Source organism: Romboutsia faecis (assembly GCF_014323405.1).
In the GTDB taxonomy this organism is placed as follows: domain Bacteria; phylum Bacillota; class Clostridia; order Peptostreptococcales; family Peptostreptococcaceae; genus Romboutsia_E; species Romboutsia_E faecis.
Map to the genome: position 1 here is coordinate 416916 of NZ_JACRWE010000003.1, position 21646 is coordinate 438561.

20 protein-coding genes and 1 riboswitch are annotated in these 21646 nt (G+C 27.7%); of the genes, 3 read left to right on the top strand and 17 right to left on the bottom strand.

Annotation, left to right across the window (positions count from 1 at the left end; genetic code table 11):
* Positions 1 to 8: 8 nt before the first annotated feature.
* Positions 9 to 665: a hypothetical protein gene (locus tag H8923_RS08515; RefSeq protein ID WP_153971731.1), complete on the bottom strand. Its 657-nt coding sequence runs from the start codon at positions 663 to 665 to the stop codon at positions 9 to 11.
* Positions 666 to 867: 202 nt separating this feature from the next.
* On the opposite strand from H8923_RS08515, the gene H8923_RS08520 reads away from it, so the two are divergent.
* Positions 868 to 1911 carry an ABC transporter substrate-binding protein gene (locus H8923_RS08520; RefSeq protein ID WP_153971730.1) on the top strand — a complete coding sequence of 348 codons (1044 nt, stop codon included), beginning with the start codon at positions 868 to 870 and terminating at the stop codon, positions 1909 to 1911.
* 133 nt (positions 1912 to 2044) lie between these two features.
* Here the strand turns inward: H8923_RS08520 and H8923_RS08525 are convergent, their stop codons facing one another.
* On the bottom strand, positions 2045 to 3316 hold the full coding sequence (locus tag H8923_RS08525; RefSeq protein WP_153971729.1) for an FAD-dependent oxidoreductase: 1272 nt from the start codon (positions 3314 to 3316) through the stop codon (positions 2045 to 2047).
* A gap of 216 nt (positions 3317 to 3532) precedes the next feature.
* Here H8923_RS08525 and H8923_RS08530 point away from each other — a divergent pair, with 216 nt between their 5' ends.
* Positions 3533 to 3787: a hypothetical protein gene (locus H8923_RS08530; RefSeq protein WP_153971728.1), complete on the top strand. Its 255-nt coding sequence runs from the start codon at positions 3533 to 3535 to the stop codon at positions 3785 to 3787.
* Positions 3788 to 3837: 50 nt separating this feature from the next.
* Here H8923_RS08530 and H8923_RS08535 read toward each other — a convergent pair whose 3' ends face one another.
* The 9 genes from H8923_RS08535 to H8923_RS08575 all read right to left on the bottom strand — a co-directional run bounded on the left by H8923_RS08535 (position 3838) and on the right by H8923_RS08575 (position 13178).
* Positions 3838 to 4722: a kinase gene (locus tag H8923_RS08535; RefSeq protein WP_153971727.1), complete on the bottom strand. Its 885-nt coding sequence runs from the start codon at positions 4720 to 4722 to the stop codon at positions 3838 to 3840.
* 120 nt (positions 4723 to 4842) lie between these two features.
* A complete protein-coding gene (locus H8923_RS08540) occupies positions 4843 to 5556 on the bottom strand; it encodes a DUF554 domain-containing protein (protein ID WP_153971726.1) in 714 nt (237 codons plus the stop codon).
* Positions 5557 to 5602: 46 nt separating this feature from the next.
* Positions 5603 to 6724: an SIR2 family protein gene (locus H8923_RS08545; protein WP_153971725.1), complete on the bottom strand. Its 1122-nt coding sequence runs from the start codon at positions 6722 to 6724 to the stop codon at positions 5603 to 5605.
* A gap of 155 nt (positions 6725 to 6879) precedes the next feature.
* Positions 6880 to 8814, bottom strand: coding sequence for a PTS fructose transporter subunit IIABC (locus H8923_RS08550; RefSeq protein WP_153971724.1), 1935 nt, complete (start codon positions 8812 to 8814; stop codon positions 6880 to 6882).
* 12 nt (positions 8815 to 8826) lie between these two features.
* A complete protein-coding gene (gene pfkB / locus H8923_RS08555; protein WP_153971723.1) occupies positions 8827 to 9744 on the bottom strand; it encodes a 1-phosphofructokinase in 918 nt (305 codons plus the stop codon).
* 418 nt (positions 9745 to 10162) lie between these two features.
* Entirely contained in the window at positions 10163 to 10564 is a 402-nt protein-coding gene (locus tag H8923_RS08560) for a hypothetical protein (protein WP_153971722.1), read from the bottom strand.
* A 291-nt stretch (positions 10565 to 10855) separates the two neighbouring features.
* Entirely contained in the window at positions 10856 to 11737 is an 882-nt protein-coding gene (locus H8923_RS08565; protein ID WP_147542202.1) for a MurR/RpiR family transcriptional regulator, read from the bottom strand.
* 131 nt (positions 11738 to 11868) lie between these two features.
* A complete protein-coding gene (locus tag H8923_RS08570; protein WP_153971721.1) occupies positions 11869 to 12450 on the bottom strand; it encodes a tRNA (mnm(5)s(2)U34)-methyltransferase in 582 nt (193 codons plus the stop codon).
* A gap of 11 nt (positions 12451 to 12461) precedes the next feature.
* On the bottom strand, positions 12462 to 13178 hold the full coding sequence (locus H8923_RS08575) for a pseudouridine synthase (RefSeq protein WP_153971720.1): 717 nt from the start codon (positions 13176 to 13178) through the stop codon (positions 12462 to 12464).
* Between the two features lie 199 nt (positions 13179 to 13377).
* Between H8923_RS08575 and H8923_RS08580 the strand changes: the two genes are divergently transcribed.
* Positions 13378 to 14472, top strand: a complete 1095-nt coding sequence (locus tag H8923_RS08580) for an AI-2E family transporter (RefSeq protein WP_153971719.1) — start codon at positions 13378 to 13380, stop codon at positions 14470 to 14472.
* 115 nt (positions 14473 to 14587) lie between these two features.
* On the opposite strand, the gene H8923_RS08585 is transcribed toward H8923_RS08580, so the two are convergent.
* The 6 genes from H8923_RS08585 to H8923_RS08610 form a co-directional block, all read right to left on the bottom strand.
* Entirely contained in the window at positions 14588 to 15202 is a 615-nt protein-coding gene (locus tag H8923_RS08585) for an outer membrane protein assembly factor BamD (protein WP_153971718.1), read from the bottom strand.
* 264 nt (positions 15203 to 15466) lie between these two features.
* Entirely contained in the window at positions 15467 to 16762 is a 1296-nt protein-coding gene (lysA, locus tag H8923_RS08590) for a diaminopimelate decarboxylase (RefSeq protein WP_153971717.1), read from the bottom strand.
* Between the two features lie 16 nt (positions 16763 to 16778).
* Complete coding sequence (locus tag H8923_RS08595; RefSeq protein ID WP_153971716.1) at positions 16779 to 17975, bottom strand: aspartate kinase; 1197 nt, start codon at positions 17973 to 17975, stop codon at positions 16779 to 16781.
* Positions 17976 to 18050: 75 nt separating this feature from the next.
* A riboswitch (Lysine riboswitch) is annotated at positions 18051 to 18223 on the bottom strand.
* A gap of 182 nt (positions 18224 to 18405) precedes the next feature.
* A complete protein-coding gene (locus tag H8923_RS08600) occupies positions 18406 to 19014 on the bottom strand; it encodes a hypothetical protein (RefSeq protein WP_153971715.1) in 609 nt (202 codons plus the stop codon).
* A 196-nt stretch (positions 19015 to 19210) separates the two neighbouring features.
* On the bottom strand, positions 19211 to 20917 hold the full coding sequence (locus tag H8923_RS08605; protein WP_153971714.1) for a hypothetical protein: 1707 nt from the start codon (positions 20915 to 20917) through the stop codon (positions 19211 to 19213).
* A gap of 97 nt (positions 20918 to 21014) precedes the next feature.
* Positions 21015 to 21578, bottom strand: a complete 564-nt coding sequence (locus tag H8923_RS08610; RefSeq protein ID WP_153971713.1) for a hypothetical protein — start codon at positions 21576 to 21578, stop codon at positions 21015 to 21017.
* Between the last annotated feature and the right edge of the window lie 68 nt (positions 21579 to 21646).

Here is a 21646-nt window from a genome sequence, read left to right on the forward strand (position 1 = left end):
TTTTCTAACTATACACTTTCTATCAAAGAACTTCTAATTTTTTTATAATAACTCTGTTTTAAGTTATAATATCTACCTTTCTTATTTTTCATTCTTATTATATTTATATTATTTTTGACAAAATAATTCTCAGCTAACAAAGATAAACTTCTACATTTGCTTCCCCATATACATATTATTGGTCTATTTTTTTCAATCAATAAATCTGCATCTTTTCTATACCTGCTAAATATGGAATTTATATCTTCATATTCTTTATATATCTCTTTAACTAATGATTCCTTAAACTTATGCTCTGAATTATCAATAGAACATAGATCTGATAAACTTAATATATTTACATTATCCCATTTCATATCATCCATGATTTTCATAATATATAATTCATCTTTATTTACTTTAGCATCCTTATATATTATTGGTATACTTTTATTAATCATCTCTTCTACTCTATATGCAGGCATTCTTTGATGATTCTCTTTATTAGTAAACTTATCATCCTTCGGATTCATAATTATAAAAGTAGCATCTATTATTTTCTTATCTGTATACCTTCTTTTTATATTTAATAAATTTCTAAAAACAGCGTTTATTTCCTCTAATTTATAATAGTTTGCTCTTACATCAAATTCATATAGATAGTTATTATTATTATAAGTAGACATCAATATCACTCCCATCATTAATATATTTATTATTCAATATTTATTTAATCTATCCTTCTTCTCTAGTTATAATTGATAATCTATATAATATGAAGTTATACTACTAAAAAATACAAATTTATTTGTTATATAATTTAAGAACAAGTACTAGCTATAAGTAATACTATATAACATGTGATATTTTTTATAGGGAGGATATTATATGTTTAAAAAACTTGTATCAGTTGCTAGTTCTTTGGCTCTCGGTGTTGTTTGTCTTACTGGATGTAGTCAAAATAACACAAATAAAACTACAACAGAAAAAACTGAATTAGATAAAGTTACTATAGCCGAAGTTACTCATTCTGTTTTCTATGCTCCACAATATGCTGCGATTTCTCAAGGTTTTTTTGAGGATGAAGGTATTGAGGTAGACCTTATTAATACTCAAGGTGCAGATAAAACTATGGCAGCTTTAATTTCTGGAGAAGCAGATATTGGACTTATGGGGCCTGAAGCTTCTATCTACGTTTATAATCAAGGTAGCGACGATTATGCAATAAACTTTGCTCAACTTACTCAAAGAGATGGTAGCTTCTTAGTATCTAGAGAAAAAAATGATAATTTCTCTTATGAAGATTTAAAAGGTACAGAGATACTTGGCGGAAGAAAGGGTGGAGTTCCATTAATGACACTTGAATATGTACTTAAACAACATGGTCTTAGTATAGGAGAAGATGATCCATCTGCAGATGTTAATGTACGTACTGATGTACAATTTGGAGTAATGGCTGGTGCCTTTGCTGCTGGTGAAGCTGATTATACAACAGCATTTGAGCCTACTGCTAGCCAGCTTGAAAAAGATGGCTCTGGATATGTTGTTGCATCCATAGGTGCTGACTCTGGAGAAATACCTTTTACAGCTTACTCAGCTACTAAATCTTATATGGAACAAAATAAAGATCTAGTTCAAAGATTTACGAATGCACTTTATAAAGCTCAACAGTGGATTCAAACTGCATCTGATGAAGATGTTGCAAAAGCAATGCAACCTTTCTTTGAAGATAACTCTATCGATGATTTAATTATAGTTGCTCAAAAATATAGAGAAATCGATGCTTGGTGTTCCGAGCCAGTTCTATCTGAAGAAAGTTTAAATAATTTAATGAAGGTTATGGAGACTGCAGATCAATTAGATCAAAGACCTCCTTATTCTTCTATAGTTACTACAGAGTTTGCTGAAAATGCAGTAAATAATACTAAATAAAAATTTATAATTATAAGAGTATAATATAATTTAAACAAGGCAATGTTTTGAAGTATCAAAACATTGCCCTATTTTTTTATAAAAATAAATATCATCATAATAATCAATATTCAATAAAACTATCATTTAAGATTTATAAATTATTTAAGTACTTATTTATTTCTTTTGCCACTTCTTTTCCTAATGAAGTCGCATAACATGCAGTTTTTTGTCCCTGTATAATGTCTCCTGTTGCAAATATATCATCTATACTTGTTTTAAAGTTATTTGTTATAACTATCCCTTTTTTATCTACTTCTACTGGTGCAATATTTTCAATCCCCTCCGACATCTGGCCAACTGCGAATATAATTGTGTCCGCATCTATTGTTAAATCTGAATTATCATCAGTACCTTTAAATTTAATAGCTTTTACCTCATTATCTTCATTACCTAATATTTCAACTGAGTCAAAATGATCAAAAACAGGAACATTTACAAATTTAAGGTAATTATACTCTTTTGAACTAGCAGTCATTTCTTCTAAACTGCATCTAACAACTACTCTAACCTTATCATATCCAATAAATTTTGCTGTAGTACCACAGTCCATTGCAACATCTCCACCCCCAATTATTACAGCACTTTTACCTATGTTTATATGTCCATCATGAGATTTTGCATCTGCTAAGAAACCAACAGCACTCATTACCCCCTTATATTGTGATCCTTTAATATTTAATATTCTTCCCTTATTTAGGCCACTTGAAATTAAAAATGCATCATATCCATCTTTTCTTAGTTCGTCTAAAGTTATATCTTTACCTACAGTGCAATTAGTTTTAAACTTTACACCTAAGCTTTCTATATATCTTAAATCTTGATTTATAGCATACTTAGGTAATCTATGGGGAGGTATACCATAGCTTAGCCATCCTCCTAATTGTTCTCTTGCCTCAAAAACAGTTACACTATGTCCTTTTATTGATAAAAATGCTGCAGCTGTCAAACCAGAAGGACCTGAGCCTATTATAGCTACTTTTCTACCTATAAGATTAGCATTTATTTCACTTTTTTCATTTTTCCAATTACTATCTCTCTCATACTCTGTTAAAAACTTTTCTATATATGGTATCATTATTGGATCTTTTAGCTCAGTATTTTTACATCCTCCAATACAATAAGTTTCATAAGGACAAACTCTTGCACATATAGCTGCTAAAGGATTTTTCTCTCTTATAATTTTAACGGCTTCTTCTATCTTCTCATTGGCTACTAATTGTATAATATCTTTGGGATTCACATCTATTGGACAGTTTTTACTACAATATTCATCATCACATAACAAACATCTTCTAGCTTCTGAAATAACTTCTTCTTGAGTAAAATATTTACCTGACTCAGTTAAATACCCTACATTATTCATTTTTTAATCCTCCTAAAGAATATAAATTAATAATTATTTTGGTATGATACAATCAAATTATTGATGTGCATTTTAGAAATCATTTTCATATCTTGAGTGTAATACTTTTTTATACATAGTGGTATAATTTTACATGTTTTTTATTTTATAAATTGTCAAATATATATTTGAATCATATAATTGATTTGATGATAAATATTATAAGAGGTGTATTCTATGACTAAAAAATTTAATTTGTTTAGAAAGCACTATAAAAATACTCATAGGTTAAATCCTGACACATTTATAAGCAATTCATCTTTAAATTATAGTTCTTTTGAAGATAATGTAAACTATGATGATTATAATGATAATCTATATTTAGATCAAGATATAGATTATGATAACTATTACTATGATTTATCTTTTTATAATAAAAAAAATACAGTTGATTATTTTTATGATTTTGATGACTATGACTATATAGAATAAAGCTTCTAAAATTATATAGAAGCTTTATTCTATTATATTAGTTACAACTACTAAGCATTTTCAAATGTATATATTGCATCAATTCTGGTAATATAGATTGAGTCATCTTTGCAACCTATATATTTTGCATATTTTTTTACTTTTTCTTTTGATCCTTCAATATCTATCACACAGTCGCTTTCAATTAACTGTTTTATATATATATCCATTAGAGTAGCTTTATATTCCTTTATATCATAACCTAAATAATCTGTTAACCTTTCAATTTCTCCTGAAAAATCTCCATCTTCTTTTATAAAAAATTCATATATATCTTGCCTATATGGGTTTAAAGATATTATTTGTCTTACTACTTTACATTCATCTGCTTTTCCAATAAAACCGTCTTTATAATTGTTAAATAATGCATTTGCTTGTCTTATAGACTTATTGTCAATATAACAATGTACATTGCCTACATTGTTATCTAATAGGGCATCTATAATTGCATAATGTATATTAAAGCAGTCATTATAAATATATTCAGCTAATTTTTTTATTATAGGTTTTATTTCATAAAACTTTGTGACATTACTATTTTTTCGACCTCTATTGTTTGAATTTGTATGCTCCTTCATAAGATTGTTAAACAGTCTTGCGTAATCTAAGTACTTTTTACAGTATTGTTCCTTAAATATATTAAAGTCTATTGTTATCACTCTATAAGTAACAATAGTTTCAACACCCTTTTTAATAATGCTGTCAATCAGTCCCTCTCCAATTGTCAAAGCCTGATCTGAAATTTGCTTTATTGTATGCGCATTATTCAAACAATCTTCTTCAAATTGATTAGATATATTAAAAGCATAAGTTTGGAATTTCTTTCTTATGCTGTTATAGTTATCCATACTGTCATCGAACTCCACAATAGCCCCATTTATATCAAATGTAATCATATTATTTAACCTCCTTTTTAATTTCATCAAATGAAATATGTATTTTATTAACTAATATATAATTAATTTGATCAATAATACTACTATTCCTTCTAAATGTGGAATTTGTCTAAAGTTTTTTTAAATCATGCCGAAAATACCAAAAAATACAGGGATTATCATAGCTGGTAGTAAATTTGCTACTTTTATGTTAGATACTTTGATCATATTAAAGCCTAGTGCCATTATTAGTAAACTCCCAACTGTAGTCATTTCATTTACAACACTATCACTTAGTATACCTGATAAAAATGATGCTCCTATTGTAATAACACCCTGATAAATAAATACTGATATCCCAGAAAAAAATACACCTATTCCCATAGAAGCTGTAAAAATGATTGATGAAATTCCATCTAATATAGATTTAGCAAATAATATCTCATGAACACCCTTTAAACCACTTTCTAATGAACCTACTACTGCCATAGCCCCTACACAAAACAATAAACTTGCAGATACAAATCCCTGAGAAATTGATATTGTACTTGTCATTATATCGCTGTTTTCCTTTATCTTATTTTTTGAAAATTTACTTTCTAAAAATTCTCCTAATCTATTTAACCACTTATCTAAGTCAATTAATTCCCCTATTACTGATCCCAGTGCCATAGATATTATTGTTATTAAAGTATTTTCACCTTCAATAGAACCTGATATTCCTATGCATATAACACAAAGTGCTATACCATTCATTACTGTATTACTTAACTTTTCTGGTATTCCTCCTTTTATTAAAAGACCAACTAAACAGCCGCCTATTATCGCTCCAGTATTTACAATTGTACCAAGCATTTGATTTCCCCCTAAGTAATTTTGTTTTTTATAAATATATTATTTATTATTTTATACCTTCTTCTGAATTTTCACAATTCACCTTTTCACCTTTGGCTAATAATCTTATATACTTTCCTGGTTCTTTCGCAAAGTCTTGAAAAGATTTATCAGTAAATAAAACATCATCTCCTAAAAATCTTTTATACCTACTTTCTTCTCTTCTTAGTGAGAAATCTTTTTTTCCTTCGTGATTATTAAAGACCATTATTTTTAATGGTGGTTTTTTTCTATTAGTTTGAACTCTTTTTATTATATATTTTATATGTATATCAGCCTCAGGAAATGAGTATCCGCAAAAAATTAATATATCACTTTCTCTTAATACCTTTTCAGTTTCATTCCAAACACTACTCAAAAATACATTAGACATATCTTTAAAATAAGTTGGAGGTACTATAATTGGGACAGTGAGTTCTCCGCATCTAAGGCACTTTGCCCCTTCTATATCTTCTAATATTCTCATTACTCCACCCTCATAAGGAGTTAAAGTTAAGCTACTACAAAATGGACAATACATCCAATTTAAAGACCCATGTATCTTAAGGAGTTGAATCATCGGCTCCTTAGCCTTCACCCAATTATTACCTTCATAGAAATTTGTAAAATCTATACCATAATCAAGCATAACAGGTAACTTTTCTTCATCGTATAGACTAGCTATAGTATTATCTATATTAATATCATAATTAGCACTTATGAATGTAGTATCTAAAAGTATATCTTCTTTTAATAAATTCTCTAATAACATCTTGTGATATTTATTTGTATTTTTTTTATTAACTGAATAAGCCATTAATAATATCAGATACTGTCTCACAAATCTTATGCTATCACTTTTTTTATTAACCATTTCAAGAGCAAAATTTTTAAAAAACTCTCTTCTGTGTTCGGCTAAGTCTAAAATTCCTAAAACTTCCTCAAAAGTTGGAAAATTAATTTCATCTATCTTATCCTCTTTCAAATCTATATTAAACATCTGTTTAAAAAATCGGTGTAGCTCTTTATTCATTTCTTTATCAAAATCACTAGGCTTAAGATCCTTAAAGTACTCACTAAATAATTCATTTTGAATTGGTAAATTTTCTGCTGCTGAAGCTCCTGCACCTAGGAATATTGTTATCTTCATATTGATTCCTCCAAACAAAAGAATTTAATATTCTATAAAGTATCTTATGCCTTTTATATAAAAATTATAAATTTCATTACTTTTAAATTTTTCTTAAATTTCTTCAATATAAAAAAATAAAAGCTGAAGTATAATTATACCTCAGCCTAAATAATTTATTTATCAATTGGTTTTTTTAGTATTGATAATAATATCATACCCACTACTGAACCTACACATATTGCTATTAAGTATCCTATTGGATTTGATATGACCGGAATTACAAATATTCCTCCATGAGGAGCTCTTAAAGCTGAACCGAATAACATACTTAATGCTCCTGCAATTCCAGAGCCTACAACACATGCTGGTATTACATGTATTGGATCTGCTGCTGCAAATGGTATAGCTCCTTCAGTTATAAAAGATAATCCCATAACATAATTAACAATACCAGATTTTCTTTCTTCTTCTGTAAATCTATTTTTAAAGAATGTAGTTGCTAAAGCTATTGCAAGAGGAGGAACCATACCACCTGCCATTACTGCTGCCATTACTTCAAATTGACCTGCTTCTAGTGCAGCAATACCAAACACGTATGCAGCTTTATTTACTGGTCCTCCCATATCAACTGCCATCATAGCTCCTACAACTATTCCTAATAGTAACCTAGAACTTCCCCCTAGACCCATTAAGAAATTAGTCATTCCATTATTTAAAGCGACTACTGGTGGCATTACTATAAATGTCATTAATAATGATATTATAAATGTTCCTAATAAAGGAAACAGAAGTATTGGTTTTATACCTTCTAAAGCTTGTGGTAAAGAGCTAAACAATTTCTTAAGTCCAATTACTAAATAACCAGCTAAGAACCCAGCTATTAAAGCTCCTAGGAATCCTGCTCCGCCTTCTTTGGCTATTATTCCACCTACAAATCCAACTACTAATGCAGGTCTATCGGCAATAGAAAAAGCAATATATCCCGCAAGAACTGGTAACATAAAATCAAATGCGTATCCACCTATCATATTTAAATATGCTGCTATTGGTGTGTTTTTACCAAAATTAGCTGGGTCTATTTCGTAGTTATCAAATAAGAAAGATAGTGCTATAAGAATACCTCCTGCTACAACAAATGGCAGCATATTTGAAACACCGTTCATTAGATTTTTATAAATCTTTCTAAGTGCACCTTCTTCTTCAATTAAATCTTCATTTGAGTTTTTAGTATAACTTGAACTATGATATATAGGAGCTTCTCCTTTTACAGCTTTATCTATAAGTTCATCTGCTTTGTGTATTCCATTTGCAACCTTTGTTATTATAACTTTCTTACCATTAAACCTTGCCATATCAACATTTTTATCAGCTGCAATTATTATACAGTTAGCATGTTCTATTTCCTCGTTAGTTAATATATTTTTAGCTCCTGAAGAGCCATTAGTTTCTACTTTTATCGAAACCCCTTTTTGATTTGCAGTTTTATTTAAACTTTCTGCAGCCATAAATGTGTGTGCTATACCTGTTGGACAAGCTGTTACTGCAAGAACCTTAGGATATTTCAACTCTATTTCTTCTTGAATTTCTTCTTTTATTTCTACTGCATCATTTTCTAGTTTTATTTCTTCTTTTTCATATTCTTCTGGAAACTTTTCAATCTCTTTTTGATTTATCAAATCTAAGAATTCATCCTTTGAATTAGCATTAATCAATTTTGCTCTAAACTCTTCATCCATAAGTATTGTAGAAAGTCTTGCTAATACTTCTAGATGTGTATTATTAGCACCATCTGGTGCTGCAATCATAAAAAATAAATTTGCTAAACTACCATCAAAGGCCTCATAATCTATACCATCTTTACTTATACCAATTGATAATGATGCTTTTTTTACGGCAGTAGTTTTAGCATGTGGAATTGCTATTCCTTCTCCTATACCCGTTGTACTCAACTCTTCACGAGCTAAAATTGCTTTCTTATATTCTTCTTTATTTTTTAAATTTCCACTACCATACATTAGTTCTACTAATTCATCAATTACATCTAATTTATTTTTAGATTTTAAATTTAAGTTAATAGACTTTTTATCTATTAAGTCTGTAATTCTCATATTTTACCTCCTTTACATTTTGCATACTATAATTTGCTCTTTGATCTCATCAATAAATTCTTTAGTTGCAATATCGTATGAGAATGCAGTAGCTCCTCCTGATGCTGCCCCTAATTTTAAACCTTCTAAGTAACTATTTGTATCTAAGTACCCTGCGATGAACCCCGCTACCATAGAATCTCCTGCACCTACTGAATTTTTTACGATGCCTTTAGCTACATTACTTACATATACTTCATCATTTTCTGTTAAAAGTAATGCTCCATCTTTCCCCATAGATACTAAAACATTTAAGGCACCCATTTCTTTTAGCTTCTTAGAATACTTTATTATTTCTTCGTTACTATTTAGTTTTACATTAAATATTTCTTCTAATTCATGGTTATTTGGTTTAATTAAAAATGGTTTATATTTTAGTACATTTAATAATAAGTTTTTAGTTGCATCAACTACAACCTTTACTCCTTTATTTTTTATTCTATCCATTATGTTTTCATATAATTTATCATCAAGTGTTGATGGTATGCTTCCAGCTAAAACTAAGATATCATCACTATTTAAGTTATCTAATATTTTATAAAGTTCATTAAGTTCATCATTAGTAATTACTGGTCCTTTGCCATTTATCTCGGTTTCTTCTTTTCCTTTAACCTTTACATTTATCCTTGTAAATCCGTTTTTTAATTTTATAAATTTATTATTTATTCCTTTTTCCACTAAAGTATTGACAATAAACTCTCCTGTAAATCCACTTATAAATCCTAGTGCGGTATTTTCATATCCTAATTGTTTTAGCATATTAGAGACATTTATTCCCTTTCCCCCTGCATAAACTTTTTCATCTTCTACTCTATTTATACTCCCAATTTCTAAGTTATCTAAATTTATTAAATAATCAATTGCTGGATTAAGTGTCACTGTATATATCATGTTTTCACCTCTTTTTTCTTATATTTATATAATATTTTGAAACCATTTCCCTGAAAGTTAAAAAATTTCTCTTAGTCAAAAGAGAAATTTATTCAAATTTATTATTTAGTTTATCCTTTTTTAATTAAACATATTTCTAAACTTATCAAAACTTTGATTTTCACATATATTTATTACCTTTGCGATAGAATCAACTCTTATATATATCAGAAAATAGTTCTTCATAATCTAGTATTAAGTCTGTATCAATTGCCATTATAATTAATAATCTTACTTCATTAATTTCCCGCTTTATAGACTTTTTTAAAATTCCTACTACTATTGTATTTTTAAATATTTTCTATATTAATCAAAGATAACTAAGCTAAAGCTTAGTTATTTTGATCATAATTTATTTTATTAACTATATAACATTATTTTATTTAGCCTTTAAGCAAGCTAATTTTTTTTCATTTAGTTCAAAATTGTAATAATATCTTATAGTAACTTTCTTCATTTCTAATAAACTCTGACTATAGATTCCATTATATTCGTAAAATTGTTGCCTAACGTCATAAAAATCAAGACTACTAGATTCACTTATTAAATATTCTATAAAATTTGAATATATTTCATAATTATAAATAATTCCTAATGCTATATCATAATCGTTTAATATGAATATGTAGTATTTATCATTTATAAAATATGATATTAGTTCAGATCTCCCTCTTAAGTCAATTATATCTATTATTTTTATTTCATTTGTATCTATATCATTGACCTTGAAATATAACCCTAGTATTGTCTCCTTAAAATCAAACATTGTTTTTAATTTCAAAATATCCCCTCCTTAATTTATATTAAGCATGTATAATATTAATATAAATTTAGGATATTTTGATTGAATTCGTGTTAATATATCAATTATTGACGCGAATTTTAAAAATTTATTTAATTTACTATAAAAAACTGACAGTAACTATACTGATAATTATAATATTTGCCAGTAACAAGTCAGTGTCAGTTTAAATATAAGTATTATTTTTTGCTAAAAATTATCTAGTATAACTTTGTGATTATTGGGAATATTTATGTATAATCAAATCCCATTTCTAATAATCCACAAATCTTACTCATATACCGAGTATTCTTTCCATATAGTTTCTAAATCATCAAAGTATTCTTTAATATCTTCTTTTTCCTTCATTCCAACAGATATTACAAGTGCATTAGCTACACTTAATGCTGGTACTAAAGAGTCAACGAAAGAAGCCATATTACTTTTAACTAATAAAGTATTATCTGAAATAGAAGCTACCGGTGCAAACATACTATCTGTTATAGATATTATATGTGCTCCTTTACTTTTTGCATATTTTGCTACTTGATAAGACTTTCTAGAATATCTTGGGAAACTAATTGTGATTAGTACATCATCTTCATTTACTCTTACAACTTGTTCGAATGCATCTCCCATGTCCATTCTTATTATGTGAACATTATCAAGTATTATATCAAGATAAAATCCTAAATATTGAGCTATAGTGAATGAACTTCTCATCCCTAAGATATATATTTTTCTCGCTTTTAGTATTTTATCAGCAGCACCTTTAAATGCATTTTCATCTATAGCATCTAAAGTATCTCTTATATTGTCTATATCACTTTTTAAAACTTTATTAAGTATAGTTGAATCATCAGAATACTGATCATGGGCCATCTCAACTCTTTGAACTGTAGTTAATTTATTTTTTATAAGTTCTTGTAGTGCTTCTTGTAGCTTAGGATACCCTGAGTAGCCTAAAGCATTTGCGAACCTTACTACAGTTGATTCACTAACACCTACAGCCTCACCTAGCTTACATGCCGTCATAAATGCGACCTTATCATAATTTTTTAATATATATTGAGCAATGATTTTTTGTCCTTTACTTAATCTTGCATATTGAGCTTGTATATTTGAAATAAGATGTTTTCCATCTTTCATTTCTAATTTTTCTTTATTGTCCATAAATTTCTCCTTTTAGCAGAACGAATACTGTTCTTTTACACTCCTAGAATTATCTAAAATCATTATATCACTTTTATGTATATTTTTTAAAGAGTGAATGAAACTTTTTTGTTTATGCACAATTTTGTATATTAATACTCTTTTTTCTTTTCGATCAATATTAATTGTGGAGGATTATTGATTTGATTTACAAATTTACTTTCTAGAACATTAAATTCATTTTGATCTAAGTTTTGTACAAATTCATAAACTTCATTTTTTTCTTCCATTCCACCTTCATGACCTGTATATATAGCAATACTAATAATACCATGAGGCTTTAAAAGTTTTAAAGATGACTTTATTGCCTTAATCGTAGTATCAGGTTTTGTTATTACATTATGATCAGCCCTTGGTAAATAACCTAAGTTGAATAATACTACTGAAACTCCATCTTTAACATAATTATCTATATTTTCATGACCATCTAGTATAAGACTAACTCTATCTAATAAACCTTCTTTTTCTAATCTTTTTTTCGTTGATTTTAATGCTTCTTCTTGTATATCAAAACTATACACAAATCCATTTTCACCAACTTTTTCAGCTAGATATTTAGTATCATACCCATTTCCCATCGTAGCATCGATTGCTATGTCACCTTCATTTATTACGTCTTCTATAAATAACTTATTTATTTCTGTAATTTTTGTTAAATATTTAGCTTTAATCATTTATTGCACCTCTATTTTATACCTTTTAAGTATTCTACTTCTTCTTTTGTCAAATGTCTATATTCACCTATTTTAAGACCTCTTAGTTTAATATCTCCCATTGCAACTCTTCTAAGTCTTAGTACAGGATGATTAATAGCTTTACACATTTTCCTAACTTGTCTATTTCTTCCTTCATGTATTTTAATTTCGCATTTAGAATAATTTTTTTCTTCATTTACATCTACTACTCTTATTTTAGCTGGAGCAGTTTTATAATCTTCTATTTCTAAACCATCTCTAAAGTTTTTAAGTTCTTCGTATGTAGGATGACCTTTTACTAATGCTACATATGTTTTATCTACTTCATGTTTTGGATGAGTTAGTTTATATGTTAAATCTCCATCATTAGTAAGTATTAAAAGACCACTTGTTTCATAATCAAGTCTACCAATTGGATAAACTCTTTCTTTTATATCTGTAACTAAATCTAATACACTAGGTCTATCAAATTGATCTTTTACAGTTGTTATGTAGCCTTCTGGTTTATTTAAGACTATATAAACATAGTTTTCACTTAAACTTATTAATTTTTCATCTATTTCAACTACATCTTTATTTTCATCTATGTTAAATGATAACTCTGTAACTATTTCACCATTAACTTTTACTCTTCTATCTAATATTATCTCTTCAGCTTTTCTTCTTGATGCAACACCACAAGAAGCTATATATTTATTTATTCTCATAACTTAACCTTTCCTTATTAATTATTTAATTAGATACTATATTTTCTCATTTCTTTTCTATAATATAATACCTCATTATTAAAATCAAAGCATTTATTACAAATTTCTTAACTTTTAATATTTAACTATAATATGCCTTTAAATTATATTAATTATATTATATACTAATTTTAAAATATTTAAAAACTTAGGAGGTAATATGATTTCAAAAGAAGACATAAAGCATTATATATTTTTGGCTTTAGTAGCTATTTTGCTTTATAAATTCATTAATAACCCTATGCAATTTATTTCAGGAATAGGTGGTTTTGCTAACTTTTTCAGCCCTTTTCTTATAGGAATTTTAATCGCACTACTAATAAATCCTTTAGTAATGTTTTTTGAGAAGAAATTTAATCTACGCAGATTATTGAATATACTTATATCTTATATAATCGTTTTTATACTTATATTCTTAGGTTTTAAGTTACTTATTCCATCAATAGTAGATACTCTAAATAAATTAATACAAGAAATTCCTACATATATTGATATGATTAACACTTTCTTAAGTAAGTATATGACAAAGGCTGAATTCTTCAATAGCATTGCTCCTCATTTACAGGAAAACTTAAATAGCATATTAACAAGAGTAGTTAACATACTTACAACATTCTCTTCTAATCTTTTAGTACATATATCAAGTATAACTTCTTTATTATTTGACATAATAATGGGCTTAATACTTTCGATATATATGATATTCGATAAAGAAAAAATAGGCTTAGGTTGTAAGAAAATACTTTATTCTACAGTTAGTAGAACTAAAGCTGACGAGACTGTAGAATTCTTTAAAATGTCTCATGATATATTTTATAATTATATAATAGGTAAGATTATAGATTCTCTTATAATTGGGGCAATTGCATTTGTAGGATTCCAATTTATAATAAAAATAGATAATACATTATTCTTATCATTTATAGTTTTCTTAACAAATATAATACCTTACTTTGGACCATTCATTGGTGCCGTACCACCAATACTTATGACTTTAGTATATAGCCCTGTTAAAGCTTTTTGGGTTGCTATTTTCATATTAATACTTCAGCAAGTAGATGGAAACTTCATCGGACCTAAGGTAATGGGTGATTCAGTTGGTCTTAGTCCTCTTTGGATTATATCTGCTGTTTTAATCGGCTCTAATTTATTTGGTTTAATAGGAGTATTTTTATCTGTTCCCGTAGCCGCAGTAATTAAAGCTTCAATAGATAAATACGTAGAAAAAAGACTTTATATAAATGACTCAAAATAATAAAAAAGTTGCCTTCTAATTAAGGCAACTTTTTTATTTGTTATAAAATTTTTTAAAATATTCAAATTTATAACTAACTTGTTTATGGTTATAAAAACAAATATAAATGAGATTTTTATTGTACCAAAGGTGCTTCTTCTATAATTGAATTTTGATTTGTATTTCCCTGAATTTCGCTAGTACCTTCATTTGTATTTTCGTTATTTTCAGTATTTTTATTATTCAATTGTTCTTCTTCCTCTTGCTTTTTCTTTTCTTCTTCTTCTCTTAATGACTCTTCATATTTTACTAATTGCTGACTTGCTTTATATGCATCTTTGCTAGCTGCAGTTTTAGCATCTTCTTTTCTTTTTCTTTCAGCTTCTTTTTGACTTTCATATAACTTTTTAATTTCTTTTAACTCATTAGATGCTTCACTTTTTATTAGTTGTGAACCATTTTTTATTTTTTCAATAGCCTCAAGTTCTTCAATAGCTTTTTTATAATTTGTTTTAGATTTATAACTATCTACATTTATCATTCTCATTGCTTGCATATACATCGATCTTGCATGTTCATCAGAACTATTTTCGTCTAAAGCATTAGATAATAATTTCATTGCATCTGAGTACTTATGAGCCTCTAGTGCAATCTTTCCTTCTTCTACTAAATTACTTTCTTCTGTTTTAGATGTACACCCTATCATAAATATTGATAATAAAGTTATGATTAGTACTATTTTCTTCTTCATTGAATCCCTCCTTATTACCTCTAGTTAATTTTACCACAATTGTATAAGTTTTGGACATAAGTTAGAAGAATATTGTAAAAAATTATATATATTTGTTATTTTTATGGTATTTTTAATATTTCATGATGTTTTTTACTTAATTTTATGTTATGATATTTTACTTAATATATTATAGGAAAATATTAATTCTTAATAAAAAAGCAGGTGCTATTTTAATTTTTTTAATAGCACCTGCTTTTATTCTTTTATAAAATAAATAAAAATTTATATTAATTCTAACTCTAAAAGTTCATCGTATGTTTGTCTTTTGCATACGAGGTTAGCTTTTCCGTTAGATACCATCACAACTGCTGGTTTAGGTATTTTATTATAGTTTGAAGCCATGGAATAACCATATGCCCCTGTAGAAGTCGTAATTAAGATATCTCCACTTTCTATATCCATTATATTAGCATGAGTTATTAATATGTCACCACTTTCACAACATTTACCAGCAACTGTAACATTATTTACTTTTTCATATTTCATTTTATTAACAATACTGCATTCATATCCAGCTTTATATAATGAAGGTCTTATGTTATCAGTCATACCCCCATCTACACTTACATATGTCCTTACATTTTTAATATCTTTTATAGATCCTATAGTATATAATGTACTACCTGCATTGGCTGAAATTGACCTTCCTGGCTCTATTATAAGTGTTGGTACTTTTATACCTATTTCCTTACATTTAACTTCTGTTCTATTTATTATAGCTTCACAAAATTCTTTTATAGTTTTTGGCTTATCTTCTTTAGTGTAATATACACCTATACCTCCACCTAAGTCTATTTCTTTTAAATCTATATTGTATTTTTCTTTAATTTCTTTTATTAAATCTATCATTATATCAACTTCATCTATAAATGGCTGTATATCAAATATTTGAGAGCCTATATGAGCATGAAGTCCAACTAACTTTATATGTTTATACTTAGATAATTTTTCTATAGCTTCATATAAATCTCCATTTATTAATGCAAATCCAAATTTAGAGTCTATTTGACCTGTCTTTATATAATCATGTGTATGAGCTTCAATTCCTGGAGTTATCCTAAAATAAATTTCTTGTATTTTATTGTTTTCTTTGCAAATTTCTTCTATTATATCAAGTTCATAAAAATTATCTACTACAAATCTTCCGACACCCAACTTAATTCCCATTTTTATTTCATCAATTGTTTTATTATTTCCATGAAATAATATATTCTCCATTGGAAAATTTGCCTTATGTGCAGTATATAGTTCTCCTCCTGAAACTACATCTAGACATAAATTTTCCTCTTTAATAAGGTTACACATATATAAAGTTAAAAATGCCTTTCCTGCATATGCAACTTTATTACTATTTTCATCGACTTTAAAATATTTTCTATACTCTCTACAATTTTCTCTTATTAAATTTTCATCAAATATATAAAGTGGTGTTGAGTATTTATTTGCTAAGTCTACACAACTAACTCCCCCGATGTATAATGTATTATTCTTAATAGACATATTCCCATGTAGTTTCATAGTACCCTCCTAAATTTTATATGTTAAATACTTTAGCCACTTCATTTATTGCTACTTCTTCATCTGAAGAATTTATTGCACATGATATTCTTATCTCAGATGTAGTTATAAGTTTAACCTTAATATTATTGTCTTTAAATATTTTAAAAACCTTTGATGCCACTCCTGCTGTATTTTTCATACCTAAACCAACTAAAGATACTTTTGTCACTTTATTATCTATTACTATATCCTTATCATCTGCATATCTTTGAACTAATTGGTTACATTCATTTAAATCTTCTTTTGATATAGTAAATGAAACATTTACTATATCATCAATTGGAGCTGTTTGACTTATCATATCTACACTTATATTTTTACTTGCAATGCATTCAAATAAACTTGAAACTTTATTTAAGTTTAAATCCTTTATAGTTAAAATAACTACGTCATTGCTAGTTGCAAGACCAGTTATAACTCTTTCTTCTAATCTCATATTTTCTCCACTCCTTATATACGTACCATTTAATTTTCCACACGAAAGCCCTACATATACTTCTATATTGTACTTTTGAGCTAACTCTATACTTCTTGAATGCATTATCTGAGCACCTAAACTTGCAAGTTCTAACATTTCTTCATATTCAATTTCATTAAGCTTTTTAGCACCTTTATACTTTCTAGGGTCTGTAAAATATATACCATCTACATCTGTATAAATTTCACACTTGGCATTTAATTTAACAGCTAATGCAACTGCAGATGTATCTGAACCACCCCTACCTAGGGTTGTCACATCTCCTTCATCATTTAAACCTTGAAAACCAGTCACTATAACTACCTTTCCTTTGTCTAAACTTTCTTTAATCTTAGATATATCTATGTCATCAATTTGAGATTTTCCATGATCACCGCTTGTATGTATATCAAGCTGATATGCATTGTAACTAATTGATTCACATCCAAGAGAAGACAAACTCATAGCTAAAAGTGATGCAGATATAATTTCACCAGTTGACATTAAAACATCTAACTCTCTTTTATCTGGTCTATCAGTTATATCGTTTGCAAGCTTTATATAATCATCTGTCGTATCTCCCATTGCAGAAACTACTACTACTATTTTATTATCTACTTTTTTTCTTTCAATTATATTTTTTGCAATTTCCTTTATTTTTTCAATACTACCTACAGAACTACCACCATATTTTTGAACAATAATGTTATTCATATAATCCCCCTTATACCTTATGGCTAAAATAAAAACGCCCAAAGGTATACTTTGGACGTAATTTTTTACACAAAGTAACCTTGTAGCTCACCACTTATTTTAATAAGCGACAGTCTTGCACATATTCTGTACAAGTCCAGAAAAATTATCTGCCAATAATTTTTCTTCGGCTATATTTCCTTTCATTCATTATCAACACCTGCCAGTTCCAATGAATTACTATTAAATACAGCACCTCTACCCTAGGTACATTTAATTTGGTTTTTATTGGTTATTCTATTTAATATAGTTTTATCACACTATTTTTAATATTTCAACTATTAATCTATTTCTTATATAGTTTTTATTTATTTTTATATAAAATATTATTTACACGTTATTTATTATTATTTATATAAAATGATAAAATGCATATTTACTTAAAATAGGTCTATATATACCTGAATAATTTATTTAAAGTTGGATCAATAAAACTTACATTAGCATTTAAACTATTTATACTTAAATCGCGTGTATCTTTAGATGTAACTATAAGTACTTTTGGTAATTCAAAGAACGGAATAGTTGAGTCATTAATTTTATACTCTAAATTTGTATATTTAGATTTTTCTATATTTCCATCTATATCTATATCTACTAGAAGTTGATGTAATTCATTGTATCGATCTATATACTCAATAAATATATCAAAAGTTTCATTACCAACTTTAGAATTTCTATAAAATCTCTTTACTTCATACCCACCCATATTGATTCTAATAGCTAGTTCTGATCCAATAACAATTTTAACTAAATCCTTTCCCTTATACTGTTTACTTCCATTTAGATAATATACGTAGGAATTATCTCTATATCCGCTATAGTTAATATTGCATGGGTATTTTCTTAATGTATATTCATTACACATCTTTCTTAGTGTTTTTTTAAATGGTTTTCTACCATATCTTTTTTTAGGTGAGAAAACTTTTCCAACCTGTGTTTCTGTCATACATCTAACTCTACTAATTAAAAGTAATATTTCTTTTTCTATCCCCATCATACGCCAGTCTCCCTTGAGTCATTAATTTACCAAGTTGTACTAATATTATATTAAGTATATAAGGTAAAATTTCCATCTTTTAAGATTTTTTTTAATATTGTTTGATATGACAATAAAATATAACCTTACTATAATAAAAAAAGCATAAAACATATAAAAATATGTTTTATGCTTTTTATTAAGAGTATATAACTCTTTATTGTTCTTGTATATTTTCCGATTCAGTATTCTCTGTTTTTGATTCCTCTATTGATAAAGAATTATCTGATTTATTTTTCTGTGAAGTAGCACCTAAATTTAAATTATCAAATTCAATTATATCTACTACACCTGATTTACCTTCTTGATAAGCTATCTTTACCTTATCACCAACTACAGTTAAAGGTAACTCTGTAGATACCTTAGAAGTTGCTACAAATATCTTATTATTATCAGAATCTATAGTTAAATAGTAATTAGTATTTCCACTTTTAACATCAGGGCTAATTCTTTTCACTACTCCTTCTATATCTTTTTTTGTTGTATCATTTTCTATACTTATATTATTTCCATCACTAGAAAGAGCTTCTCTATAATTTATTAAAGCTTCATCTTTTGTTTCTCCTAAACCTAATATAGCAAAGTCTTCTACTGACACAAATGCAACCATCTTAACAAGACCAGCTTTATCTTTTAATGCAGAAACATATGTTGGTGTTCCTAATATATTATACATAACAGGGAAAGTAGCCTGATAATTCTTCTCTTGAACCTTACCCTCAGCAGATTTCATAGCTGCTGTTTCTGTTGCTCCTGGTTGTTTATATAATTTAGCTTCTTTTGTACGAGTATCTACTAGCATAAATCCGATAGTAGATTCATCTCCACCAGAAGAAGTTATTCCGGTATACCAATATGATTTCCCATCATCTCCATATACTAAAGAAGTTCCTTCAGTAGCAACTAAAACTCCTTCTTCAGAAATTACAGAGTTTAAAAATCCTTTTACATAAAGTCCCCAATCGTTAATTTGATCTACTACAAACTGTTCTGGCTGAATTCTATCTATCCATCCTGGGGCATCTTCTATAGAATATCTACTAACCTCTCCAGTTTGTGCATCAACAACGGCTACTCCTATTGCATCAGAACCACTGAATCCAACTTTATGTTCATATAGACTTGTAACCCAATATGGTCTACCCTCATCATTTACTTCTAGTGAAAACTCGGTCATACCCGCATTTACAATTCCATTTACGTACATATGTCTATGTAGATCTTGAAGGAAGTATGCATCTGGTTGATATACTATCTTTATAGGTTTTCCATCTAATTCTTGAACTAATCTAACATCTTGTGGATTACTTGCTGAAACCATAACATATCCATTAGTTCCATCTAAATTTGTTATCCATTTAATAAAATCTCTATGTACTAATGGTGCTACCCAGTATAGTTCACCATTTACATTTTGTATATGAAATTTGCCTAATTTAGATATACTACCTACTGCAGGTATCTCTCCTAATTTTTTGTCTCCTAGCTTCATAGCCATTTCTTCATCTACTATACGAATATCCTTTACACTTACTGGACTTACATCCTTATCAAAATTACTTTCTTCAACATTTCCAATAAGGCTTCTATATGATTTAGCATGGAATATTGGAGAAGATGTTACAAAAGGTATTGCTGCTACAATTAATATTAATACTATAGCTATAAAAAAGTTGTTTTTTGCAATTTTTGAAGTTCTCTCTCCCTTATCAAACATCATGTCTAGTACTCCGGCTATAATAAAAAATACAATAATTGTTGAGAAGCCAGAGGTAAAATCAAGTCTTAGCACTGGTAGCTTTATAAATGCATATATTGCTACTAATATAAGTGCTATCCCGTAGGATTTTATATATCTTTTCATAAATACTCCTTTCAAAATAATCGTTACTACCATTATATCCATAATCTTACAAAAAATAAATACCCCTTAATTAAAAGGAGTATTTCTCTTAATAGTATTATATTTTTGATATATAAGGAACATAATTTTTTGCCTCTTTTCCGTACTGAGACAAAAGTCCCTCATATTCTAATGTTAAATTTTCATTATCATAGAAAAAGTCCGGCCTTATACTACAAGATGGTTCATCAAATAAACCAACTTCACCTTTCATAAGCATGTCTGCTACAAAGTGAGAACAAACATATTTATATTCAGCTTGTCTAGGTCTATTTAATGTTAAATAAATTAAAGCCATTACATCATAATCATACTTTTTTCTGTTTTCACTAACGAACATTATATTATTATATATATTATTATATTGTAAGTCTGTAACATCTAGTGAGTACACCCTACACATAGTATTTTTTCTAATTGCGTATAAACCTTCATCTATTTTTTCCTCAACAAACCCTGCAAAAATAGGAGTTTTAGGATTTAGTCTTCCAAAAGAATACATAGGATTCAATTCTTCGTTCAATGCTATTGATACATGTGCATACGGGGTTTTACTGATTTTTCTTATTAAATAAGATAATACTGTTCCTGTATAGGTTGTTATTATATATATCTTCTTCATTTCTTCCCCCTAAGTTAATTTAATTATAACTTTTTATATAATAGCACATCTATCATAAGAATTCAAAT